At 72.6% G+C, this 23,696-nt stretch carries 16 protein-coding genes; 6 read left to right on the forward strand and 10 right to left on the reverse strand.

From position 1 onward, the window contains the following. Window positions 1–3,132, forward strand: a complete 3,132-nt coding sequence (locus tag KZJ41_RS24160) for an MMPL family transporter (protein WP_251549753.1) — start codon at window positions 1–3, stop codon at window positions 3,130–3,132. A gap of 9 nt (window positions 3,133–3,141) precedes the next feature. Here KZJ41_RS24160 and KZJ41_RS24165 read toward each other — a convergent pair whose 3' ends face one another. From KZJ41_RS24165 to macS, 7 genes are all read right to left on the reverse strand, one after another. After that, a complete protein-coding gene (locus KZJ41_RS24165) occupies window positions 3,142–4,989 on the reverse strand; it encodes a DUF2339 domain-containing protein (RefSeq protein WP_029546130.1) in 1,848 nt (615 codons plus the stop codon). Window positions 4,990–5,095: 106 nt separating this feature from the next. Continuing rightward, window positions 5,096–6,382, reverse strand: coding sequence for a VWA domain-containing protein (locus KZJ41_RS24170; RefSeq protein WP_029546133.1), 1,287 nt, complete (start codon window positions 6,380–6,382; stop codon window positions 5,096–5,098). Window positions 6,383–6,499: 117 nt separating this feature from the next. After that, a complete protein-coding gene (locus KZJ41_RS24175) occupies window positions 6,500–7,144 on the reverse strand; it encodes a DUF1707 domain-containing protein (RefSeq protein WP_043802811.1) in 645 nt (214 codons plus the stop codon). Between the two features lie 129 nt (window positions 7,145–7,273). After that, a complete protein-coding gene (locus tag KZJ41_RS24180) occupies window positions 7,274–8,683 on the reverse strand; it encodes an FAD-binding oxidoreductase (RefSeq protein ID WP_251549755.1) in 1,410 nt (469 codons plus the stop codon). A gap of 53 nt (window positions 8,684–8,736) precedes the next feature. After that, window positions 8,737–11,622 carry a BTAD domain-containing putative transcriptional regulator gene (locus tag KZJ41_RS24185; RefSeq protein WP_206531470.1) on the reverse strand — a complete coding sequence of 962 codons (2,886 nt, stop codon included), beginning with the start codon at window positions 11,620–11,622 and terminating at the stop codon, window positions 8,737–8,739. 120 nt (window positions 11,623–11,742) lie between these two features. Next, a complete protein-coding gene (locus KZJ41_RS24190; RefSeq protein WP_251551015.1) occupies window positions 11,743–12,372 on the reverse strand; it encodes a response regulator transcription factor in 630 nt (209 codons plus the stop codon). 40 nt (window positions 12,373–12,412) lie between these two features. Then, window positions 12,413–13,630: a MacS family sensor histidine kinase gene (gene macS, locus KZJ41_RS24195; RefSeq protein ID WP_251549757.1), complete on the reverse strand. Its 1,218-nt coding sequence runs from the start codon at window positions 13,628–13,630 to the stop codon at window positions 12,413–12,415. Between the two features lie 168 nt (window positions 13,631–13,798). Here macS and KZJ41_RS24200 point away from each other — a divergent pair, with 168 nt between their 5' ends. The 5 genes from KZJ41_RS24200 to KZJ41_RS24220 all read left to right on the forward strand — a co-directional run bounded on the left by KZJ41_RS24200 (window position 13,799) and on the right by KZJ41_RS24220 (window position 19,143). Further along, on the forward strand, window positions 13,799–15,271 hold the full coding sequence (locus tag KZJ41_RS24200; RefSeq protein ID WP_029546144.1) for an adenylate/guanylate cyclase domain-containing protein: 1,473 nt from the start codon (window positions 13,799–13,801) through the stop codon (window positions 15,269–15,271). Between the two features lie 69 nt (window positions 15,272–15,340). Continuing rightward, entirely contained in the window at window positions 15,341–16,474 is a 1,134-nt protein-coding gene (locus tag KZJ41_RS24205) for a YbhN family protein (protein ID WP_251549759.1), read from the forward strand. A 112-nt stretch (window positions 16,475–16,586) separates the two neighbouring features. Then, window positions 16,587–17,141, forward strand: a complete 555-nt coding sequence (locus KZJ41_RS24210) for a YceI family protein (RefSeq protein WP_006941512.1) — start codon at window positions 16,587–16,589, stop codon at window positions 17,139–17,141. A 79-nt stretch (window positions 17,142–17,220) separates the two neighbouring features. Continuing rightward, window positions 17,221–17,598: a DUF3054 domain-containing protein gene (locus KZJ41_RS24215; protein WP_006941502.1), complete on the forward strand. Its 378-nt coding sequence runs from the start codon at window positions 17,221–17,223 to the stop codon at window positions 17,596–17,598. 78 nt (window positions 17,599–17,676) lie between these two features. After that, window positions 17,677–19,143, forward strand: coding sequence for a peptide MFS transporter (locus tag KZJ41_RS24220; protein WP_006941500.1), 1,467 nt, complete (start codon window positions 17,677–17,679; stop codon window positions 19,141–19,143). A gap of 7 nt (window positions 19,144–19,150) precedes the next feature. On the opposite strand, the gene KZJ41_RS24225 is transcribed toward KZJ41_RS24220, so the two are convergent. From KZJ41_RS24225 to KZJ41_RS24235, 3 genes are all read right to left on the reverse strand, one after another. Next, the gene (locus KZJ41_RS24225) at window positions 19,151–19,888 is read right to left on the reverse strand and encodes a sulfite exporter TauE/SafE family protein (protein WP_065922070.1); all 738 of its coding nucleotides are present in this window, start codon (window positions 19,886–19,888) and stop codon (window positions 19,151–19,153) included. Between the two features lie 54 nt (window positions 19,889–19,942). Beyond that, the gene (locus KZJ41_RS24230; RefSeq protein ID WP_180987077.1) at window positions 19,943–21,619 is read right to left on the reverse strand and encodes an NTF2-like N-terminal transpeptidase domain-containing protein; all 1,677 of its coding nucleotides are present in this window, start codon (window positions 21,617–21,619) and stop codon (window positions 19,943–19,945) included. 83 nt (window positions 21,620–21,702) lie between these two features. Further along, the gene (locus KZJ41_RS24235; RefSeq protein ID WP_102800424.1) at window positions 21,703–23,478 is read right to left on the reverse strand and encodes a penicillin-binding transpeptidase domain-containing protein; all 1,776 of its coding nucleotides are present in this window, start codon (window positions 23,476–23,478) and stop codon (window positions 21,703–21,705) included. Window positions 23,479–23,696: the final 218 nt, after the last annotated feature.

Consider the following 23,696-nt stretch of genomic DNA (forward strand, 5'->3'; position numbering starts at 1 on the left):
GTGTTCGACCGCTGGGGAGAGCTCGTCCACCGTGCGCGCTTCACCGTCATCGCGGTGATGGTGGCCGGTCTGCTCGGGCTCGCCGGGTACGGCGCGAGCCTGAACGATCATCTCAGTCAGAGCGGCTGGGACGATCCCGGCTCGGAGTCCGTCGCTGCGGCGAAGCTGGCCGACGGCACCTTCGGCCGCGACACGAACGGCGACGTCCTGGCGTTGTACACGGCGCCGGAGGGCAGGACGGTCGACGATCCGGAGTTCGCGGCGAAGGTCAAGGACAGTCTCAACTCGCTGGTCGCGGACCATCCGGATCAGATCCTGAAGATCAACGGTGCGTACTGGCCGACGAACGGTGCCCCGGCGGTGCCGGCGCTGGCGGACCAGTCGCGGCAGCACGCCGTGGCGTCGGTCGCCATCGCGGGCGACAACGACACCGAGCTGACCAACAACTTCCGCGACGTGAAGGACGAGTTCCTCATCGACGGGGTCGACGTGCAGCTCGCCGGCCTGCAACCGATCTCCGGCGCCCTCAACGACACGATGGCGCAGGACATCAAGCGCATGGAGCTCCTCGCCATCCCGGCGGTCGGAATCCTGCTGTTCTTCGTCTTCGGCGGCGTGATCGCGGCCGCGATGCCGCTGATCACCGGCGGCCTGACGGTCGTCGCCGCGAACGGCATCGTGCGGCTCATCACGAACTTCACCGAGGTCAACTCGTTCGTCGCGCCCGTGGTCTCGCTGATCGGCCTGGGTCTGGCGATCGACTACGGCCTGTTCATGGTGTCCCGGTTCCGCGAGGAACTCGCCGAGGGCTACGCCGCGTCCGCCGCCGTGCGCCGCACGGTGATGACGGCCGGGCGCACCGTGGTGTTCTCCGCCACGATGGTCGTCACCAGCCTCGGCGGCCTGCTGCTGTTCCCGCAGGGCTTCCTCAAGTCCGTCGCGTACGGCGCGATCGCGACGGTGACGCTGGCGGCGATCACCTCGATCACGCTGCTGCCCGCCATGCTCGCCATCCTCGGCCGGAACATCGACAAGTGGGGCTGGTCCCGGTTCGGGCAGATCCAGTCCAACGAGCAGGTCGAGAACAGCATCTGGGGACGGATCACCCGGTGGGTGATGCGCAACCCGCTCAAGGTCACCATCCCCACGGTGATCGGCCTGCTGCTGCTCATCGTGCCGCTGACCGGCATCAAGTTCGGCGGCATCAACGAGACCTACCTGCCGCCCGACCATCCGACGCGGCTCGCCCAGGAACAGTTCGACGAACTGTTCCCCGGCCAGCGCGCGGAGCCGGTGCGCATCGTCGTCCGCGGCGCCGAGGGCGGCGACCTCAACGAGATCATCCAGACGGCCAGCGCGGCCCCCGGCCTGGTGGAGAAGTTCACCATCGAGGGTCCCGCCCGGGACGGCGTCCGCGTCGTCAAGGCCGGGCTCGAGGACCGCAACAACTCCGCCGAGACCATCGACTACCTGCATGCGGGGCAGTGGCCCGACGGCGTGGAGGTGCTCGTCGGCGGCACACCGGCGATCGAACAGGATTCGATCGCCGCGCTGATGAACACGCTGCCGCTGATGGTGACGGTGGTCGTCGTGCTCACGACCCTGCTGATGTTCCTGGCGTTCGGGTCGCTGGTGCTGCCGATCAAGGCGGCGCTGATGAGTGCGCTGGGCCTCGGCGCCACCCTCGGCATCCTGACGTGGATCTTCATCGACGGTCACGGGGCCGGGCCGCTGAACTTCACGCCCGGTCCCATCATGTCGCCGGTGCTCGTGCTGATCATCGCGATCATCTACGGCCTGTCCACCGACTACGAGGTCTTCCTGCTCTCCCGCATGGTCGAGGCCCGCTCGCAGGGGGCGAGCACCACCGAATCCATCCGGATCGGCACGGCGCACACCGGCCGCATCATCACGGCCGCGGCGCTGATCCTGATCGTCGTCACCGGCGCCTTCGGCTTCTCCGAACTGGTGATGATGAAGTACATCGCCTACGGCATGATCGCGGCCCTGATCATCGACGCCACGGTGATCCGCATGCTGCTCGTGCCGGCGACGATGAAACTGCTCGGCGACGACTGCTGGTGGGCACCGGCGTGGATGAAGCGGATCCAGGCCAGGATCGGGCTCGCGGAGCCGATCCTCGACAACGAGCTCATGCCGCAGGATGTGCCGGAGCTGATCACGGTCGGCATGTTCGGTCCGGCGACCGTCGCGGCCACCGGGTCGCACCGCCTGCCCACCGTCGCCGGCGTCGCCACGGACGATCCGATGACGCAGCCGCTGCCGAAGATCGCCGCACCCCGCTCGGCCGCCGAGCAGCGGCGCGTCCGCGACCTGCAGCCGCCACCGCGCCGGTCGGCCCCGCCACGCGCCCCGCGCCCGGCCGAGCCACCGGCACGGGCACCGGAGGACCGGGACCGGCCGCCCCGGCGTCGTCCGGCCGGGGCGACCCCGGCGGCTCCCGGGGCACGGCCACAGCAGCCGGCGCCGGCAGCGCAGAATCCGTCGGGCCGGATCCCGGCGCCGAATCGGCCCGCTCCCCCGCAGGACCGTCCCCGCCCGCCGGCACCCGAGCCGCAGCAACCGCGCACCGAGCGGCCACCGGCCCCGCAACCGCAGGCGCAGGGTCCCCTGCCCCAGCGCCCCCGCCCGCAGCAGGCGCCGTCGCAGCAGACACCGTCGCAGCAGACACCGTCCCAGCCCCCGCGAGAAGTGCCGGGCCAGGTCCCGCCCGTGCAGGACCAGCGGTCCTCCCCGCCCGCCACGCCGCCGCTGCCCCGCCGGCAGCGCGGCGACGTGCCGCCCCCGGTGACCCAGACGTACGTGCGGCCGCAGGTTCAGCCGCAGCCGCGCTCGTCCGGCGCGCCCACCCGGGACCCGCAGGCAATCGAGAACTGGCTCTCGCAGCTGCGACGGGCCAACCCGCGGACGGCGGATCAGCCGGTCGCGGGCGAGCGGCCGTCGACGACGCCTCCGGCGCAGGACAGCGCCCCCGCCGGCAGGGCCGACGACGCCCCGGCGAACCGGTCGGAGACCGACGCGCAGGATTCGCAGCGCGGCCGGCACGGCGGTGCCGAGAACAGCCAGTCGATCAGCGTGAGTGAACTCATCGCGCGGCAGCGCCGCCGCTGACCGAGCGGGTCAGTCCTCGCCGGGTCCCGGCTCCGCCGAGCCAGATCCGGTCTCCCGGCCGGAGCCGGTCTCCGGGGCGGCGGAGCGTCCGGCGAACGCCTTGGCGTACCGGGTACCGGCGGCGAGCAGCAGCAGGCCCACCACGATGAAGGCGACGACCCGCCACACTCCCTCGAGGGCAGCGAGGTCGAACAGGAAGAGCTTCGCCAGCGCGGCGCCGGTCAGCGACAGCCCCGCGGCCAGCGCGGCGTGCGCGTACTCGGTGCGGGCGAGGCCGAGCGCCAGCATCGCGGTCGCCGCGATCATCCAGCAGATGGTCGCCGCGGTGTGCCCGGCGACGAATCCGGCGTCCGCACCGCCCAGGAGGACGCCCGCGGTCACCAATGCCGTGGTCACCGCATACAGCACCACGAGTGCCGCACCGCTCCACATCCACGGGACGCCGCGTTCGCGGACGAGCCGCAGTCGCGTCGCCGTCCACGCGAGCAGCAGCGTCACCGCGGCGAGCAGGACGGCCGTGACGAGCGTGGCCGCGTCGAGGCGGTCCACGGCCAGCTCCCGGTCGGTGAGGTTCTCGAGTTCGGCGCCGTCGTAGAACATCGCTCCTCCGAGCACCCAGAAGCCGAGGCCGGCGACGTACAGCAGGCGCGACCGCATCGACGCGGCCGCACCGGCATACCCGGCGGCGACCGCGAGCAGCACCGTGGCAGCCGCGTCGGGGCTCGCGCCCGCGAGGCACGCGTGCAGCAGCGCGAACGCCGCCACCGCGACGGACGCCACCCGCAGCGGACGCGACCGGGGCCCGGCGAGGGCGAACAACACGAGGTACCCGGCGGCGGCCGTGCCCTCGAGCGCGACGGCGGGCCACCGGTCCAGCCGCAACCCGACGGCGAGCAGCGGCAGCGCCGCCACCGCCAGGCACACCGCGGCGACGACGTCGCCCGGCTCCCGGCGCAGCAGCAGCACCGCGGTGCCGGCGACGAATGCGGCGACCGCCACCGAGAAGCCGACCAGCCAGGCGAGCTCGCCCCGCTCGGCAAGCTCGGCCCCGGCGATCGACACCAGCAGGACCGCGGCGATCGGCACGACCCGCGCGAGATGCAGCAGCGCCCAGTTGCGGTGCCACTGGGCCGGAAAGCTCGCGACGAGCAGCACCAGCAGGAAGCCGAGCAGCAGCAACGGATCACCGTCCGACAGGGTGGGCGCGAGCAGCGCGGCCCCGAGCACGAGCAGCACGGCCAGAATCCGGTCCGACCAGCGCACCGCGAGCGCGACCCCGGCGCCGGCGACGACGAGCGCGGCGGCCAGACCGACGACCGCCGGCACCCACCGGTAGTAGGCGGTCGCGGCGAAGACCACCAGGTAGCCGCCCGCGAAACCGGTCGCGGCCAGGGCGGCACCGCCGACGCGTCCGCCGTCGCGGCGGTGCACCCGGATCCCGGCGGCCACCAGCGCGGCCGACAGCACCGCACCGGAGACGACGCGGGGCACGGGACCGAAGACACCGGCCTGCGCGGCGAGCACGAGCAGCATCACCACGCCGATGAGGGTGACCGCCACCCCGGCGACGGCGAGCAGACGGCTGATCACGCCGTCGCGCTGCCACCACGGTTCCCGCGCAGGCGCCGGCGGCCGCGGCGGGGCGACGGACGGGACCGGCGGCGGTGGTGGCGCCGGGGCCCGCGACATGGGTGGCACGGGCGCCGGGGCCGGCGCGACGACGAGGCGGTCGAGCTGGGCCCGCAGATGTGCGACGTGCGCGCCGACGGCGTACAGGTGCTGTTCGAGCGCGTAGCACTCGCCGGACAGCTGGGCGACGAGCCGCGGATCGAGGCCGGGCGGGGTCGGCGTACTCATCCCTACATGGTCCGCGGAGCGGCGCCCGCGGGCATGAGTATCACTACCGGACATGCGGGCTTGTGCACCGCCCTCATCGTGGTGTTGGTGCGGACCCCGTCGCAGTTCAGCCCACGATGCGCGCGGCGCGCGCCGCGCGCAGCCAGTCGGGAAACTCACCCAGCAGGCGCCGATAGAGTTCGGCATCGCTGACCTGGGAGATGTCGTCGACGCTGAAGAACCCGGCGTTGTCGACCACCCGCCCTCTCATGGTGTCGAGTTTTTCGAGCACGCCGTAGTTCGCCTTGCCGAGGCCGACGAACTGCCAGAAGGCGGGCAGACCGGATGCCTTCTTCATCAACGCGGTGATCGGGCCCTTCTTGTGGAAGCCGCCGTCGGTGAAGAACAGCACCAGCGTCGGCATCGACGCCCCCGCGGTGAGGGTGGAGATGATCTCCCCCATCACCGGCAGCTCGTCGTTGTAGCCACCGATCTGTTCGTAGTCGATGCCCCCGTGCACCCCACCGAGATGCAGATACGTCGCGCACCAGGACTCGACATCGTGGACGGCGATGTCCGGTAGCCGGGCGAACGAGACCGCATACAGGTACGGCTCGAGGGTGCCGTCGTCGTCGACCTGCACCGCGATCGGCACCATCCTCTCGACGACCTGATGGATGCGTGCGCTGGTGTACTCGCGGTGCATGCTGCCGGTCTTGTCGATCACCAGGACGACCCGGGCCCGCACCCCGGCCGCGCCCTTGTCCAGCAGCACCTTGGCGACTTCCCGCTTGCGCAGGTCCAGCCTCTGCCGCTTCTCCAACGAGAGTTTCGCTTCGCCGGCGACGGTGCGGACACCAGCGCTGTCCACGACCGCAGGCGGCGGGGCCACCGCGGCAGGTTCGGCACTGGCGGGTTGATCGTCGACCTGCACCCCATGGTGGACCACCAGCGCCGACAGGCCCGTGTCCCACCCGGCGGAGACGTTGCGAAGCTTCCACGCGCCGTTGCGGCGATAGATCTCGAGCAGGACCGCCGCCCGCTCGGTGCTCAACCCCAACGCGGGCGCTGTTGTCTCGCCCGCCGGGTGGGCAATCTGCACGCCCAGACCGGGGACGGCGGACAAGCTGCCCGGCACACTGTCGTCGAGGGCGACCGCGACCGACAGCCGCTCGATCCCCGCGGGTATCGCGGCCAGATCGACACCGATCCGGTCGGCCGCGACCAACCGGACCGCGCCCTCCGGGGAGGCCGGCTGGTTGAAGAACACGAAATCGGCGTCGCTACGGACACGCTGGTCGGCGCCGAGTTGGAACACCATCAGATCGACCGTGCCCTGCCGGGCACCTGCCACCGCGACCGTCACCGGCCCCGAGGGGATGGTGGTGTTCTCGCCACGCGCAAGCTCTGCCATAAGCGTTCCGGCCCGGGGCGGGCCGCTTCCTTTCGTCGCACCAACACGCATTGGGACCGACACGGGTGCGCCTCCACCGGCCGACAGGCCCGACGCTCCTCGGGGACCGCCGGCCGGCTAGCCCAGCAGCTTGCGCAGCGTCGTGCCCAGCGGGTGCTTGACGTTGACGGAACCGAGGCGGACGGTGCCGCCGACGATCAGATGCAGCGGGCCGAACGGGGGCCCGTTGCGCACCTTCGACTCGGCGCTCGCGGCGACGGTGTCGAGGCCGTTGATGTCGGCCGTGGCTTCGGCGGGAACGATCAGGGTGATGGAGCTGAGGTAGTCCTCGACCTGGATCCGCACCACCTGGGTGCGCATGACGGCCTCGGTGAAGTCGAGGGTCACCGAGGACATCAGGGTGTCGAGCCGCAGCACCGGTGGCACTTCCCACCGCCCCTTGCGGCTGAGGTTGGACAACCGGCCGCGGATGGTGGGTGTCTGCAGATGCGAGGGCGGGGCGGGGGGCACCGGCCCGGCCATCGGCGGCGCCGGGGCGGGGGTGGGCTGCATCGGATGTGGCAGGTACTCGGGCCGCACCTGCATTCCGGGCAGGTCGACGAGCACGGCGTTCAGTTCTCCGCGGGTTCTGGCGGCCAGCGCCGTGTCCATCCGCTCGGTGAACTCGCCCAGCGACAGCATCCCCTGCCCGACCGCGCGCTGCAGCAGCGTCCCGACGTGTTCGCGCTCGGCGTCCGAGACACGCAGATCCCTCGACTCCATGATCATCAGGGTAGGCGCTGGCGCGCCGGGATCATCAGGGTAGGCGCTGGCGCGCCGGGATCATCAGGGTAGGCGCTGGCGCGCCGGCCCGACGGTCGTGGAGCCGAGGGACGGACGGATGCGGTCGGCTCAGATCGCCGTTGCCGCCCATCGCGCGGCGGGCGCGAAGACGCCGCTGGGATCGTATGCCGCGCGGATCTCGGCGAGCCGGGTCCGCTGGGCGGGGATCCACGCGTTCGCCACCCGGGCAGCCGGGGGCCCGTCCACGCCGCCCGCGAAGTTCATCAGCGCACCGCCGGTGGCCCACGGCGCCATCGCCCCGACGACGGTCTCGAGCGCTCCGGGCACCGCGTCGGCGATGGGCGGCACCAGCACCCCGACGGTGAACAGGGTGAACGCGGCGTCGCGGCCCGCGACGGCGTTGGGGGTCTCGGGCGGCACACCGAGCGCGCCGCCCATGGCCCGGACCTCGGCGAGCGCGATCGGCAGCGCGCCGGCGGGACCCGCGACGGCGAGCAGGGCGTCGAGGGCGGCGTCCGGCAGCTCCCGCAGCAGCGCCGAGCGCTCCATGCCTGGCATCGGGTCGGTGGGGTCGGCGTGGATCGAACCAAGGGCGGGGTAGACGATCTCGGTCACGGTGTCGAGGACCGGGGTGGCCACCGCGCGCAGCGGGGCGAGCAGGGCGCCGGCGTCCTCGGCGTCGTCGACGTGCGCGAACCGCACGTGCACGGCGGTGCGGCCGCGCAGCGGCTCGGGCAGTTCCGGGAGCGGCGGGAAGTTGACGATGGCCAGCGAGCTGGACACCGAGGTCGGCGCCGCGGAGATCCAGTCCCGCCAGCGGCGCAGCACGGCCGGGGCGTCGGCGATGTCGTAGAAGAGGCCGCCGCCGTCCAGGGTCTGGATGGGCAGGAGTTCGAACGTCATCTGGGTGACGATCCCGAATGCCGCGCCGCCGCCGAGCAGGGCCCAGAACAGGTCGGGTTCGTCGTCGGGGGTGACCCGCCGCAGCTGCCCGTCGGCGGTGACGACCTCCATCCGCAGGACCCGGTCGGCGGCAAACCCGTGGGTGCGGGCGATCGGGCCGAGCCCGCCGCCGAGCGTGTACCCGACCACCCCGACGCCCGGTGCCGAGCCGGCCAGCGGCGCCAGCCCGTGCGGGGCCGCGGCGTCGAGCACCTGCTGCCAGCGGACCCCGGCCTCGACGGTGGCGGTGCGCTCGGCGCGGTTGATGCTCACCCCGTCGAGGAGGGCGGTGTCGACCAGGATGCTGTTCTCCGGCGCGGGGGCGGCGCCGTGGCCGGTGGCCTGCACCGCGACGGTCAGCCCGTTCTCGGCCGCGATCCGGACCGCCGCGGCGACGTCGGCGGCACTCGAGGCGACCACGACGGCGGCGCTGCGGTGGACGGTGGCGAGGTTGAAGCCGGTGGCGGACAGCCGATAGCCCTCGTCCTCGGGGGCGTGTACGACACCGGCGACGGCGGTCCGAAGCAGGTCGACGACGGACGTGGGGGCCAGGGTCTGGGGCGTCGGGTGGGACATGGTGCTCCTCGGAAGGATCGGATCTCGGTCCCTTCCAGGACAACCGCCACCGCTTAGCTGCCGCTTAGCTCCGGCTGCGCACCGACGTGCCCCGTCCGGCACAGCCGGGCCAGCAGCGCGCTCACCTCGTCCCGGTCCAGGCCGGCGCCGAGGCTCGCGCACCGCTCGAACTCGGCGTCACCGAGCGCGTCGCGGACGACCGCCGCCTCGCGCGGCCCGTCGACCGGATCCATCACCTCGGGCAGGAAGCCGATGCGGCCGCCGAGCGCCCGGACCGCCCCGAGGAGCATCGCGCCGACGTCGGGAGTACCGAGCCGGGCCACCAGGGCCGCGGCGCTGTGGACGAGCACCAGCCACGACGTCACATCCCGCTCGGCCTCGAGGACCGGCTGCATCACCCGGACCGCGTCGAGCGCCGCGTCCGTGTCCCCGACGTCCATCGCCGTGCGCATGAGTGTCCACGACGCCGAGCCGACCGCCCAGCCGTGGCCGCAACGTTCGGCTGTCGCGACCGCCTCGCGCAACACCTGCTGCGCCCGTTGCGGATCGCCGAGGAAGCGCAGGATCATGCCCTCGATGAGCAGGGCGTCGGCGCGCTGCCACACGGCGCCTTCCCGGCGCAGGACGTCCGCACTCTCGTGCGCTGCGTGCAGGAACTCGTCGGACGGGCCCGTGATCGCGGAGCAGTACGCCCACCAGGACCGCATCCACGCCTCGGTGACGACGTCGCCGCCCCTCCCCGCGGCGTCGGCGGACCGTCCCAGCACGGCCGCCGCGCCGGCCGCGTCCCCGGCCAGGTAGGTGAGTCCGCCCAGGCCGGTCAGCGCCGACGACAGGGTTGCCGCTGCGACGGCGGTACCGGTCCGCTCGACCGCGTCCAGGGCTGCCGATATCAGCTCCAGACCTTCCCGGATGTGCCCCCGCCGATACCAGAACCAATAGAGGGCCCCGGCGAGTTCGAGCGCGTAGACGGGATCACCGGCGGCCAGCGCGGAGGCCGCAGCGGCACGGTGCTCGGCGATGTCCGCCGTCAGGGCGTCGAAGGTCTGCCGTGCCCGGGAGCCGCGCAGGTGCGGCACCGCCGCGAGGGCCCGCCGCAGCACGAACCGGCGGTGCACGTCGGCCATCCGGTCCCGTTCGGCCGCGTCCGCGCGGGCCAGGGCGAACTCGCGGATGGTCTGCAGCATCGAGTACCGCCGCGGCGACGACGACGGCTCCACCCGCAGCAGCGACCGCCGCACGAGGGCCGTCAGCGGCGGCAGGACGCTCAGCGGCGGCGTGCTGCCGTGCACGGCAGCGGCACCCTCGATGTCGAAACTGCCCGCGAACACCGCGACCTCGCGCAGCAGCCGCGCCTGCTCGTCGTCGAGGAGCCGGTAGCTCCACTCGATCGCGTCGGCCAGCCCCCGCTGCCGCGGCGGAGCGGTGCGGGAGCCGCCCTGCAGCAGCGCGAACCGGTCGCTCAGCCCCTCGGCGATCTGCTGCTCGGACAGCACCCGCAGCTGCGCCGCCGCGAGCTCGATCCCGAGCGGGATCCCGTCGAGCTCGGTGCAGATGCGACGCACCGGTTCGGTCACCTCGTCGTGGATCGTCCAGCCCGGCACCACCCCGGCGGCCCGGACGCCGAACAACTCGACGGCGGCGCACTCGTCCAACGGCGGCACCTCGTAGACCCACTCCCCGTCGAGGCCGAGCGGCTCCCGGCTCGTCGCCAGGATCCGCACGCCGGGGCAGCGCTCGAGCAGCGCCGTTACCAGCTCCGCCGAACCGTCGAGCAGATGCTCACAGTTGTCCAGCACGAGGACGCACTCACGTGGGGCGAGCACCGTCGCCAGGTGGTCGACGGTCCCGGGGCCGAGGATCTGCAGGGCCGACGCCACCGTCGCGGCCACCAGCGCATCGGCCCGCACGGCCGCCAGGTCCACGAACCACGGCCCGTCGGCGGGACGTTCACCGCCGTTGCGGCACACCTCCACCGCCAGCCGCGTCTTGCCGACCCCGCCCGGCCCCACGAGCGTGACCAACCGTTCCCCGGCCAGCGCCGCGCCCACGTCCGCGAGCTCACGGGCCCGATCGACGAGGGCGGTGCGGGGCGACGGCACGTTGGAGGTTGCGCTCGGGGTGCCCAGCGCGGCGGCGGGCCCCGGCGAGACCCCGGCGGTCCCGAGCAGCCGGACGTCGTCCTGCCGCAGCACCGCCGTCTCGAGTTCGCGCAGCCCGGTGCCCGGCTCGATGCCGAGTTCGCCGTCGAGCACGGTGCGCACGCGGCGCAGCGCCGCCAGGGCGTCGGCCTGCCGGCCCGCCCGGTACAGGGCGACGACCAGCAGTTCCCAGGCCCGTTCGTCGAGCGGATGCGCGGCGACGAGCCGCTCGGCGGCCTCGACGACGTCGTCGGAGCCGCCCTGGTCCAGCCGGATCTGCAGCAGGGCCTTGCGGGTGCGCAACTCGATCGCCGTCAGCCGCGCGACCTCGGGGCGCACGAACTCGGCGTCGGCGACGTCGGCGTAGGGCGACCCCCGCCAGCACGACAACGCGGTCGCGTAGGCCTCGGCCGCGGCCTGAGCGGCACCCTGCTCGCGCAGCCGGTCGCCGCGCGCGACGAGGTCGGCGAACCGCACGGCGTCGATCTGCTCCGCGGCGACGGCGAGCCGGTACCGCGAGCCCTCCCGGACGATCACCCCCTCGTCCCCGCGCGGTCGCTGCGGGCTGAGCCGGTCGCGCAGCTTGGAGACGGCGAAGTGCAGCGAACTCGTCTTCGGGTCGTCGACGTCGTGCCAGACCTGTTCGAGCAGCCGCTCCCCCGAGACGTCGCCCGGGAACGCGACGACGAGGGCGGCGAGCAGGGCACGCTGCCGGATGCCGCCGAGGTCGATCGGTCGTCCGTCGACGGTGGCGGCGAAGCCTCCCAGCACGCCGAGCGCCACGCCAGGGGAACTCATCCCGCCCGCCTTTCGATCGCCCCGCCTTTCGATCGCTCCGCCTTTCGATCGAGCACGCCACCGCCGCACCGGAACTGCGGGAGCGGTCGAATTCTAGAGGACCGGTGCGGCTCCGGTGCGCTAGTCCAGCCCCTGCTCGATCGCGTAACGGGTGAGCTCCACGCGGTTGGCGAGCTGCAGCTTGCGCAGGGTCGCCTGCACGTGGTTCTCCACCGTGCGGTGACTGAGCGTGAGCCGCGCGGCGATCTGCTTGGCCGACAGTCCCTTGGCGACGAGTCGCAGCACCTCGGTCTCGCGCTCGGTGAGGGTGGGCGGGGCGGGCGCGCGCCGGTCGGCGGCCGACGACATGCGGCGGTACTCCCCGAGGACCAGCCCGGCGAGTCCGGGCGTGAACACCGCCTGCCCGGCGGCGGTCGCCCGCACGGCCTCGACCAGCTCCGCGGCCGACGCGCTCTTGACCATGTATCCGGACGCGCCGGCCTTCACCGCACCGAGGACGTCGTCGCGTTCGGAGGAAGCGGACAGCACCAGCACGCGGCTGGCCGGGGAGACCCGGAGCACGGCGACGGTGGCCTCGGTGCCGGTGCCGTCGGGCAGCGACATGTCCATCAGCACGACGGTCGGCTGCACCGCCGCGGCCCGGCGCGCGGCCGCACCGACCCCGTCGGCGGTGGCGACGACGCGGAAGCCGGCCGCGTCGAGGTCCCGCGAGACGCCGTCGCGCCACATCGGATGGTCGTCGACGATCATCACCGTGATCGGCCCGTCACCGTTCGCCGCGTTGCTGCCCTCACGCACCTCGTGCTCCTCTCCTCGGCACCCGGATCTCCCATTCGGTGCCCTGGCCGGGCGAGCTGTCGAGCACGGCGGCGCCACCGAGCCACTGCGCGCGGCCGACGATCGACTTCGACACGCCCATCCGCCCCTCGGCGCGGGCCTCGGCGAGACGGCCGTCCGCAATGCCCACCCCGTCGTCGCGGATGCTGAGGATCACCTCGTCGCCGAGGTCCTCGACCAGCACGTACGCCTTCGCCCCTGCGCCCGCGTGCAGCGTCGTGTTGGTCAGGGCCGTCGCGGCGATCGCCGCCAGTTCCGCGGCGCGGACGCGGTCGAGCAGGACCGGGTCGGCGGGCGCGGAGACGGTGACGCCGGCACCGGCCTGCGCCCGCAGCAGCGCCCGCAGGTCCACGAGCTCCTCGCCGCGGTCGAGCTGGGTGCCCTGCTCGGAGACGAGCATCCGCAGCGCCGCCTCCTGTTCCCCGGCGAGGCGGGCGAGTTCGGCGGCCTCGCCCCCGAGCGCGGTGCCGCGGCGCCGCACCAGGGCCAGCACCTGCAGCACCCCGTCGTGCACCTCCCGGGCGAGCCGGTCGCGTTCCTCGGTGGCGGCCGCCACACGCACGGCCTGTTCGAGCTGCCGGTGGGCGCGCCGGGCGGTGGTGGTGGCGAATCCCATCGCGACGCCGACCGCGACGAGCACGGGGGCGGTCGCGTCGCGCCACAGGTCGAGGTTGACCTGGTCGCGGACGACGGCGCTGACCGTCGCCATCACCAGCGCCGACGCGACTCCCGCGGCGGGACCGCCCAGGATCGCGGCCGACAGCACGGCGTTGGCGACCCACAGGGTGGTGGGCAGCGTCTGGTGGGCGCTGTACCAGTCGTGGCCGGCGACGAGCCGCGTCGCGCCCATGAGCGCGACCGCGACGACCTGGTCGATCCCGACCACCACGGCGCGCTGCCCGACCCCCTGCGCCAGCAGCACCGCCGACACGCCGGACCACACCGCCAGCAGGGCGACGAAGAACCAGCTGAGCCGCGGCGACGTGTAGTGGGCGACGGTGGAGAACTGGGAGCTGACGGCGTAGACGACGGTGACGAGCCGGAACACCTGCGCGGCCCGCCACAGCGGCGCATCGGGGTCGGCGCCGACCTGGCGCCGGGCGGGCGGGGACGGTTCGGCGGGCACGGCGGCGCGGCGCGACAGCCTGCCGTCGGCTCGGCGCCGGACCATGTGGATGCTCCCTTTCCCGGTCGGTGATCGCGCTGAGAGTAGCCGCCCGAAACGCCCGGATCACGACCATGGCGCGTTGTGACGGTGGGCACAGTGGTTTGATTTGATGTCGTGTTGGGGTCCTATCGAGCCGTCGCGGCGACGTTGCGCAGTCGTTGGCCGCTCTATATGGCCTCGATGGGCGCCTCGAACCTGTTCGGCGCGCTGCTGGTGTTCGCGTTCGTCCGCTACGGCATCCCGCTGTCCGAGAACGAGAACATCATCGCGGACCGGGTCCGCAACTTCGCGGTGTTCGCGGTGTATCTGGTGTTCGCGGGGATCGTGAGCCTGACGGCCGCGGCCCTGATGCTGCGGTCGGTGGTGCGGTGGCAGCTGCGCGGCGGCCCGCCCACCCGATCCGAGCAGATGTCGGCGCTGCACGCGCCGTTGCGTCAGGCGATCGTGCACCTGATCCTGTGGATCCTCGGCGGCGTGCTGTTCGTGTTCCTCACCGCGGAGGAGATGCCGGAGCTCGCCGTGGCGGTGGCGATCACCGTCGCAATGGCCGCGACGAGCACCTTCGGCTTCACCTACATGCTGGGCGAGCGGATCCTGCGGCCGGTCGCGGCGCGGGCCTTGAGCGAGGGGGAGTTCGACCGGACCCTGGCGCCCGGCGTCGGCACCCGCCTCGCCATGACGTGGGGTCTCGGCACGCTGATGCCGGCCGGCGGCATCGCGCTGCTGTGCGTCACCCAGCTGACCACCGACGTCGAGTTCCCGCCGGACGCGATGGCGTGGGCGGTCCTCGCGCTGTCGATCATGGCGATCGGCCTGGCCGGGGTGCTGTCGTCGCTCACCGCCGCCCAGCTCTCCGATCCGGTCAAGCAGCTGCGCTGGGCCATCGAACGGGTCCAGCGCGGCGCGACGGACGTGCAGGTCGAGGTGTTCGACGGCAGCGAGATCGGCCGCCTGCAGGTCGGCTTCAACCGGATGATGGCCGAGTCCGACGAGCGGCGGCGGCTGCGGCAGTTGTTCGGTCAGCACGTCGGCGAGGACGTGGCGCGCCGCGCCCTCCAGTACGGCACCGAGCTCGGTGGGGAGACCCGCTACGTCGCGGTGCTGTTCGTGGACATGGTGGGCTCGACGGCGACGGCGGCCGAACGCCCGCCCGGCGAGGTCGTCGAGCTGCTCAACGAGTTCTTCCGGGTCGTGGTGGACGTCGTGGACCGGCACCACGGTTTCGTCAACAAGTTCATGGGCGACGCGGCGCTGGCCATCTTCGGTGCTCCGCTGGACCGTCCCGACGCGCCCACCGCCGCGCTCGCGGCGGCCCGGGAACTGCGGTTCGCGCTGGACGAGATCACCGATCTCGACATCGGCATCGGGGTCTCGGCGGGGCTGGCGGTGGCCGGCAACATCGGCGCGGCCGAGCGGTTCGAGTACACCGTCATCGGCGATCCGGTGAACGAGGCGTCGCGGCTGACCGAGCTGGCGAAGCTGCGTCCGAGCCGGGTGCTCGCGTCGTCGAGCGCGCTGTACTTCGCCGACGACGAGGAACGCGCCCACTGGGAACTCGGCGACGAGGTGCAGCTGCGCGGCCGGCGGCGGGTGACGCATCTCGCCTGGCCGGTGCGGTATCCGGACTCGGGCCACGACGAGTGACGGACGGCCGGGGCCCCGGCGACGAAAAGGACGATCCGCCCTCCGGCCGGCTTGGCTACGCTGAATCCTGTGGCGCAGCCCCGACGTGACCCGCCCGCACCCGACGCCGCGCGGCGCCGGGGCCGCTTCGGGTGGGTGAAGTGGCTGCTCGCCGTCGCCCTCGTGGCCCTGCTGGTGGTCGAGGGCATCTACCTGTGGCCGACGCTCAGCGACTCCTGGCGCGCCCTGACCGAGCTGCACTGGGGCTGGCTCGCCGCGTGCATCGTCGCGCAGGCCCTGTCGCTGAGCGGCTTCGCGGAGGTGCAGCGGCGGCTGCTGCGGGCCGGTGAGGTCGTCGTCGGGCACCTGCGCTCGGCGTCGGTGATCTATGCGAGCACGGCGATGGCGGTGACGCTGCCGGCCGGTCCGGTGTTCTCCACCGCGTTCACCTACCAGCAGACCCGGCGCTGGGGTGCGACGCCGGTGGTGGCGTCGTGGCAGCTGGCGGTCTCGGGGGTGATCGCGGCGGTGACGCTCGCGGCGGTCGGCGTGGGCGGGGCGTTCGCGGTGGGCACACGGGTGAGCCCGGTGACGCTGGTCCTGTCGGTCGCCGGCGTGATCGCGCTGGTCGTCGCCGTCCGGTACGTCTCCCGGCATCCGTCGTCCGTCGAGTCGGCCGGGGAATTGGTCCTCGCCCGCGTCAACCGCCTGCTGCGCAAGCCGGCGGACACCGGGATGGAGAAGTTCGAGCAGGTCCTCGGGCAGATCGAGGCGGTGCACCTGGGTCGCCGCGACGGGCTCGCGACGATCTGCTGGTCGGCCGTGCACCGGGTCTTCGACGTCGCGTGCCTGGGGTTCGCGTGCTGGGCGGTGGGCGGTGAGCCGTCGCTGCCGGGCCTGCTGATCGCGTTCGCGGCGGCCAAGGCGGTGGGGAGCATCCCCCTGGCGCCGGGCGGGCTGGGGTTCGTCGACGGCACGCTGATCGCGACCCTCACCGCGGCGGGGATGAGCGCCTCGCAGGCCCTGGCAGCCGTGTTCGTGTACCGGGGCGTCAGCTTCCTCCTGGTCGCGCTGGTCGGCTGGACGGTGGTGGCCGCCAAGTTCCGGTCGAGCCAGCACGACGAGCACATCGACGCCGATCTCGAACGCGAGGAACACGCCCGTTCGGTGCTCGAGCGACGGCGCGGACGGGCCGCGAGCGAGGGCACCGCCCTGCCGGAGTGACGAAGTGTGTTCCACCTCACATCCGAAGTAGTTGCGGAATCAATCATTCGATGCGATCGTTGAGTACATCGAAGGTTGAAACTTCAACCAAAACTCGACTCGGAGGAATCCCATGACGACCGCTACCACCACCTTCCCCGGACTCACCGCCGGCACCTGGGCCATCGACTCGGTCCACTCCACCGTGGGCTTCACCGTCCGCCACCTCGTCGTGAGCAAGGTGCGCGGCACGTTCAACGACTTCTCCGGCGCGATCACCGTCGCCGAGGACGGCACCCCCGCCGTCGCCGCCGAGATCCAGGTCACGTCCATCGACACCAAGAACGCCGACCGCGACGCCCACATCCGCTCCGCAGACTTCTTCGACGCCGAGCAGTTCCCCACCGCGACGTTCAAGTCCACCGGCGTGCGCGCCGCCGGCAGCGACTACGTCGTCGACGGTGAGTTCACCCTGCACGGCGTCACCAAGCCGGTCGAGCTGAAGCTGGAGTTCAACGGCGTGAACCCGGGCATGGGCCAGGGCCCGGTCGCGGGCTTCGAGGCCACCACCGTCCTCAACCGCAAGGACTTCGGCATCTCGATCGACATGCCGCTCGAGGGCGGCGGCGCCGTCGTCGGCGACAAGATCACCATCAACCTCGAGATCGAGGCCGGTCTGCAGGCCTGATCCGCCGCACCCGCACGACACGCGAGCGCTCTCCGTCCCGGAGGGCGCTCGCTTTCGTCGGCGACCTACGCTGGACGACGTGAAGAAGTACGCACCGGCCCTGCTCGACGTCGTCCTGGTCATCGTGTTCGCCGCCCTCGGGCGCGCAAGTCACGACGAGGGGCTGACGCTGGCGGGACTGGCGAACACCGCGTGGCCGTTCCTCGGCGGCCTCACCGTCGGATGGCTCGCGACGGCGGCCCTCTACAAGGAGAAGTTCGATCCGTGGCTGGTCGTGCCGACCGGCGTGATCGCATGGGTGTCCACCGTGGTCGTCGGGATGCTGCTGCGCGTGATCACGGGCCAGGGCACAGCCGGTTCGTTCATCGTCGTCGCGTCCATCGTGCTGGGCGTGTTCCTGCTCGGCTGGCGCCTGCTCGCCGGGCTGTGGCTGCGGCGCCGCGTCGACGCCGCCTGACCCCGGCCGCGCGGAGGTGACCCTCCGCACCGCCGAAAGCCGCGCGCCGGAGGTGGCCGCGGTGCCAGAGTGACAGCCATGAGCGAGACCGCCGCGCCCCCCGATCGGACGAAGGAACGCACCTTCTTCGGCCAGCCCTTCGCGCTGGCCAACCTGTTCGGTGTCGAGATGTGGGAGAGGTTCTCCTTCTACGGCATGCAGGGCATCCTGATCTATTACCTGTACTACTCGGCGGCCGACGGCGGACTGGGGATCAGCGAGCTCGCCGCCACGTCGATCGTCGGGGCGTACGGCGGCACGGTCTACCTGTCGACCATCCTCGGCGCGTGGATCGCCGACCGGCTGCTCGGCTCCGAGCGCACGCTGTTCTACAGCGCGATCCTCATCATGCTCGGCCACATCTCCCTGGCGCTGCTCCCCGGCCTCGGCGGCGTGGCGGTGGGCCTGGTGTTCGTCGCCGTCGGCAGCGGTGGCCTCAAGGCCAACGCCACCTCCCTGGTCGGGGATCTCTACGACGAGCAGGACACCCGGCGCGACGCCGGGTTCTCGATCTTCTACATGGGGATCAACCTGGGCGCACTGATCGGCCCGCTCCTCACCGGCTGGGCGCAGACCGAGCTGGGCTTCCACTACGGCTTCGGCCTGGCCGCCATCGGCATGGCACTCGGCCTGATCCAGTACACCCTCGGCCGCAAGCACCTGCGCGGGATCGGCGCCACGCCGCCGCACCCGCTGCCCGCCGACCGGCGCACCAGGGCCGCCGGCGTCGCCGTCCTGGCCGTCGCGCTGATCGCGGCGCTGTTCGGCACCGGGCTGGTCACCGTCGACAACCTGTCGGACGTCGTGGTCGCAGCGACCGTCGCCGCGTCCGTCGTCTACTTCGTCGTGATCCTGTCCAGCCGGCAGATCACCGCCGTCGAACGCAGCCGGGTGATCAGCTTCGTCCCCATGTTCCTGGCCAGCGCGGCATTCTGGTCGCTGTTCCAGCAGCAGTTCACCACCGTCGCGGTGTACGCCGACAAGAGGCTCGACCGCAACCTGTTCGGCTGGGACTTCCCGCCGGCGTGGGTGCAGTCGATCAACCCGGTGTTCATCATCGTGTTCGCGGGCGTGTTCGCCGCCGTGTGGACCCGGCTCGGCCCGCGGCAGCCGTCGTCGCCGGTGAAGTTCGCGATGGGCACCGTGATCATGGGCATCGCCTTCCTGTGCTTCATCCCGATGTCCGGCGGCGGCCCCAACAGCGCCCCCCTGCTCGGCCTCGCGGGCATCCTCCTGCTGTTCACGTTCGCGGAGCTGCTGCTCTCCCCCGTGGGCCTGTCGCTGGCGACGAAACTGGCCCCGCGCAACTTCCACACCCAGATGGTGGCGCTGTTCTTCCTGTCGGTGGCGCTCGGCACGGCCATGGCCGGCACCCTCGCCAAGTACTACGACGAGGCGAACGAGAAGCCGTACTTCGCCTGGGTCGGCCTCGGCTCGATCGCGATCGGCGTCGTGCTGGCGCTGCTGTCACCGTGGATCCGGCGGATGATGCGCGGAGTGCACTGACCGGTTCTCACCGCACCGCCAGCCACACCGCGAGCCCGAGGCCGGCGAGCGCGACCGTCACCCGCAGCACCTCGGGTGGGATGCGCCGGACGACGGGCGGCCCGCACCAGCCGCCCGCGACGGCGCCGAGCGCCATCGCGGCGGCCGCACCCCAGTGCACGGGGCCGAACACGGCGAAGCCGATCGCAGCGACGAGGTTGGCGACCCCCAGCAGGTAGCTCTTGAGGATGGTGGCGCGCCAGATGTGCTCGGAGGTGCAGATCAGGGTGAGTGCGAGGAAGACGACACCCGCACCCGCCCCGAAGTAGCCGCCGTACACCGCCACGACGAACAGCAGCGCCGAGTACGTCCGGGGCAGGTCCCGGCTCCCGGACATGGCGCGGATCCGGGGTTGCGCCAGCAGCGCGAGGGAGGCGAACGCGACCATGTAGGGCACGACCGTCTCGAAGGACCCCGCGGGCGCCCACATCAGGACGACGGCACCGACGAGGCCGCCGAGCGCCGAGTACAGGGTCCACCGCCACAGCCGCGGGCCGGTGTCGACGACCTCGCGGGTCGAGTTGGCGAGCGCCCCGACGCCGACCCCCACCATCGCGACGGTGTTGGTGACGTTGGCGGCGACGGGCGGCAGCCCCGCGGCGAGCAGCGCGGGGTACGAGACGATGGACGCGAGGCCGGTGACGAACCCGATGAGCCCGGCGAAGAACCCCGCGACCGCGAGCAGCAGCAGGTCGACAGGGGTCACGACCGACAAACGTACCGGGGTCCGCTTCGGCCGGTCCGGCGAGGGCGGCAGCGGTCAGCGGTCGGCGGGCGGCTTCCCCAGCTCCCGCAGGAACATGTCGGCCATCTTCACCGCGCGGTCGCCGCCGTCGGCGTTGGCGACGAACACCGCGAACGCCAGGTCGCCGGTGTACCCGTAGAACCAGCGGTCGTCACCGCTCGCGGCCGCGATGCCGGACAGACCGGGGTGCCCCTTCAGGAACGACGCCGGGCCGCTGCGCACGTTCTCGGCCATCGCGGCGCGCAGCGCGTCGGTCACGTGCGGCGGCAGCGGTTCGGCGGCCTCCCCCACCTTCGCGGGCTTGCCCTGCACGATCGCGGGCAACGGCGCCTCCCCCCGCGCGACGGACGCGGCGAGCAGCGCGGCACCGAACGGACTGAGGAGCGCCTCCCCGCCGCCGTCCGAGCCGGAGAACTGCACCACACCGGACCGGTCCTCCCCGATCTGCGCGGTCTCGAAGTCGAAGCCGGGGACGTCGTAGTCCAGGCCGAGCCCGAGCCGGCGGGCGGTGTCGGCCAGATCGTCGGTGCTCACCGAGGCCGGGTCGACGCCCCGGTCCAGGCCCGCGGCCAGCCGCACCGGATCCAGCGTCTGCCCGGCCGGATACAGCCCGCGGGAGGCGACGGGTCCGAGTTCCATCGCCCAGTTGTTCACGTCCAGGGCCAGGACGCCGCCGGTGGACGGCTGGATCGCCACGATCGCCGCCGGGGTGCCCACGCTGACCACCGCTTCCTTGGCGGCGAGCTGGACGTGCGCGTCGAGGGTCGCCTGCAGGTCCGGCGGCGGCGGGCCCTGGAAGCCGGCGACCTGCACCGGGTCGGCGCCGGGCTCCTCGAGGGTGACGGCCCACCCGGCGGTGGCGTCACGCTCGAGCTGCCAGGCCGCGCGCAGCGGGTCCAGCAGCGGCGTGGAGATCCGCCGGTCCGCGCTGATCAGCGTCGGGGTCTTGACGACCACCACGCCGGGGATCGGGACGATCTCGTCCTCGAGGAACTGGTAGTCCTGGTCGCGCAGCTTCACCGCGGTGATGCGCGCCCCGGGGTCCGCCGCGAGGTTGCGCTGCAGCAGGTCGGCGGTGATGACCGGCGCGACGGGTTCGAGCACCTTCGCCAGCCGCGTCGTGGTGTCGACCGGGTCGGGCATGAGGGCGGGATCGACGACGACGGCGTTGATGGTCTGCTCGGCCATGAGCAACTGACCGGTGCGGTCGAAGATCTTCGGCGGCGCGGCGTCGGTGCGCACGTGGTGCACGGTGCGGGTCCGGTTCAGCTCGGGCACCAGCACCTGCGGGTCCCAGGAGATCCGCCAGCCGACGGCGAGGTTCTTCGCCACGCCGTCCACCTGGTATCCCCAGTCCTTGCCGGGTCCGAAGTTCCAGTCGGCGCCGAGGGTGAAGAACCCCGTCTGCTCGTTGAGTTCGACGAACTGGGCGACGTCGTAGTCGACGCTGCCGTCCTTCATGCCCTCGAACATCTGCCGGATCGACGCCTCGGCGGCGTTCGGGTACGACGTGAGCGCGGCAGCGCCGGCGGCGTCGCCCTCGTTCAGTTCCGCGACGAAGTCGTCGACGAGTCGCTGCGCATCGCTCCGGGGTTCACCGAACACGCACGACGCCATGCCGGCCGCGAGAACCACGACGGAGACCAGGGCTGTCACGCGGCCGCGCCCCCTGCGCCAGTCCCGAAAACCCATAACGACCAACCTTCACTTCTGTCACTTCAGTAACAAGCACGCCCTGCCTACGATGCGATCACGATTGCGCCACAAGCCGCGCATCACCCCCTCAGCAGGCGTCCCGCCACGTCCACTGCCGGCGCCGAACTGCCCGCTCCCGCAACGAAAACCGCGAACGCGAGGTCTCCCTGCGAGCCGACGAACCAACCGTGGGCACCGGTGCCATCACCGTACTCTGCCGTCCCCGTCTTACCGACGAGTTCGGGTAGGTCCCGCAGCGTGCTCGCGGTTCCACCCGTCACAGTCTCCCGCATCATCGTCCGCAACGCGGCAGTGACCTCCGCCGGCGCGGCACCAGGGGTGCGATCGGCCACCGTGGGCCGGCCCTCGACGAGCACCGGCAGCGGCGTCGAGCCGTGCGCGATGGACGCCGCCACGAGTGCCATACCGAACGGTGACGCCGTCACCCGGCCCTGGCCGATCGCGGACTCGACGCGCTCCGCCGGGGTCTGCGCCTCGGGCACGCTGCCGGTGACCGTGACCAGTCCGGGCGTGACGTAGTCGACCCCGAGCCCGAACTGCAGGGCCGCGTCGGTGAGCGCGGTCGCCGGCAATCCCACCGCGAGCCGGCCCATCGTGGTGTTGCACGAGAAGGCGAAGGCCGTGTGCAACGGGACCGGTCCGAGGTCGAAGCTGTCGTCGTTGGGGATGACCCGACCCTCGATGTTCGCCGTCCCGGGGCACGGCACCACCGTGTCGGGGGTCACGGCCCCGGCCTGCAGGGCGGCCGAGGTGGTGACGGTCTTGAAGGTCGAACCGGGCGGATACAGCCCCGTCAGCGCGATCGGTCCCTCGGCGTCGGCGGCGGCGTTCTGGGCCACCGCGCGTACCGCCCCGGTGGACGGTTCGATCGCGACGATCACCGCCGGCTGCGGCAGCGGCGCCAGCACCGCCTCGGCGCGGGTCTGCAGACCCAGGTCGAGCGTCGACTGCAGGTCCGGCGCCGGCGGACCGTCGGCACCGGCGACGCGGCGGGCGCTGCCGTCTTCGGACACCGTCTGCACGGCCCAGCCGGCGGACGCGTCCTGGCCCTGCTGCCACAGCTCCCCGAGCCCGGAGAGGACCGGGGACGCGAGCGCGCGGTCGACCGTCAGCAGCCGGGTCTGCCGGACGAGGGTCACGCCCGGCAGCGCGGCGAGCTGCGCCTCGATCGGCGCGATGTCCGCGTCGCGGAGGGCCACCGCGGTCACGGGCTTGCCCGCCGCCGCGGCGACGTCGGCGGCGAGCGACTCGGCGGTGACGGTGGGCGCGGCGGTCGCGAGCAGCGGCGCGACGGCCGCCGGGTCGGCGGTGGCATCGACGTTCACCAGCGTCACGACCTGCTGTTCGAGGATCGGCCGCCCGCCACGGTCGAGCACGGACGGCGGCGGGCCGACGGTCGTCGTGTAGCTCAGCGTGGTGCCGGCGGTCAGGCCCGGCGCCAGCACCGCCGGGTCCCACTCGATGCGCCAGCCCTCCGCGTCGACGTCCAGGGCACTGCCGGACGTGCGGTACGACCAGTCCCGGCCCTCGGCGAAGTGCCACGCGACGTCGAGTTCGAAGGTGCCGCCGTCGCCCGTGCCGGCGAGCTCGAGGTCGGGCCGGACCCCGCCGAGCCCCTCGAACACGCCGTCGATCGTGGCGGCCGCCGCCGCGGGATCGGTGGTGAGCTCCGCCGCGGCCCGCACGTCACCGGCCTCGAGCGCCGCGGCGAACTCCCCCACGACCGTCTCGGGCTGGTCGGGCCCGAAGGAACACCCGGCGGCCGCCAGCGCGGCGGCGACGGTCAACAGGAGCGGAACCGGTCGGCGTCGGAGGAGTGGCACAGCAACGATCATGCCCGAAGCCGGACGGTGCCGTCGTTCACCACCGCCCGCACGTTGCGTACATGCTGCCTGTAGTGACGCGGCCCCCAATTCGGGAAAATCGATTGCCGGCCCCACGGACGCTGTTCTACCGTCGGTTCCTGTCACATTCCCGTCGATCGGAGAAGGCCGTTGCTCCTGTAGAGGTTTCGCCCGCCGCGCCGCACCTGCGCGCGGTACCGTCACCTACT

This window comes from Rhodococcus sp. 11-3, from assembly GCF_023704055.1.
Taxonomy (GTDB): domain Bacteria; phylum Actinomycetota; class Actinomycetes; order Mycobacteriales; family Mycobacteriaceae; genus Rhodococcus; species Rhodococcus aetherivorans.

Excerpts from the sequence above, each read along its gene's own strand:
- macS (WP_251549757.1), bottom strand. The coding sequence starts at position 13,630 with ATGGTCCGGCGCCGAGCCGACGGCAGGCTGTCGCGCCGCGCCGCCGTG.
- KZJ41_RS24190 (WP_251551015.1), bottom strand. The coding sequence starts at position 12,372 with ATGATCGTCGACGACCATCCGATGTGGCGCGACGGCGTCTCGCGGGAC.
- KZJ41_RS24220 (WP_006941500.1), top strand. The coding sequence starts at position 17,677 with ATGAGCGAGACCGCCGCGCCCCCCGATCGGACGAAGGAACGCACCTTC.
- KZJ41_RS24230 (WP_180987077.1), bottom strand. The coding sequence starts at position 21,619 with ATGGGTTTTCGGGACTGGCGCAGGGGGCGCGGCCGCGTGACAGCCCTG.
- KZJ41_RS24180 (WP_251549755.1), bottom strand. The coding sequence starts at position 8,683 with ATGTCCCACCCGACGCCCCAGACCCTGGCCCCCACGTCCGTCGTCGAC.
- KZJ41_RS24200 (WP_029546144.1), top strand. The coding sequence starts at position 13,799 with ATGGCCTCGATGGGCGCCTCGAACCTGTTCGGCGCGCTGCTGGTGTTC.
- KZJ41_RS24210 (WP_006941512.1), top strand. The coding sequence starts at position 16,587 with ATGACGACCGCTACCACCACCTTCCCCGGACTCACCGCCGGCACCTGG.
- KZJ41_RS24185 (WP_206531470.1), bottom strand. The coding sequence starts at position 11,622 with ATGAGTTCCCCTGGCGTGGCGCTCGGCGTGCTGGGAGGCTTCGCCGCC.
- KZJ41_RS24235 (WP_102800424.1), bottom strand. The coding sequence starts at position 23,478 with ATGATCGTTGCTGTGCCACTCCTCCGACGCCGACCGGTTCCGCTCCTG.
- KZJ41_RS24165 (WP_029546130.1), bottom strand. The coding sequence starts at position 4,989 with ATGAGTACGCCGACCCCGCCCGGCCTCGATCCGCGGCTCGTCGCCCAG.
- KZJ41_RS24170 (WP_029546133.1), bottom strand. The coding sequence starts at position 6,382 with ATGGCAGAGCTTGCGCGTGGCGAGAACACCACCATCCCCTCGGGGCCG.
- KZJ41_RS24175 (WP_043802811.1), bottom strand. The coding sequence starts at position 7,144 with ATGGAGTCGAGGGATCTGCGTGTCTCGGACGCCGAGCGCGAACACGTC.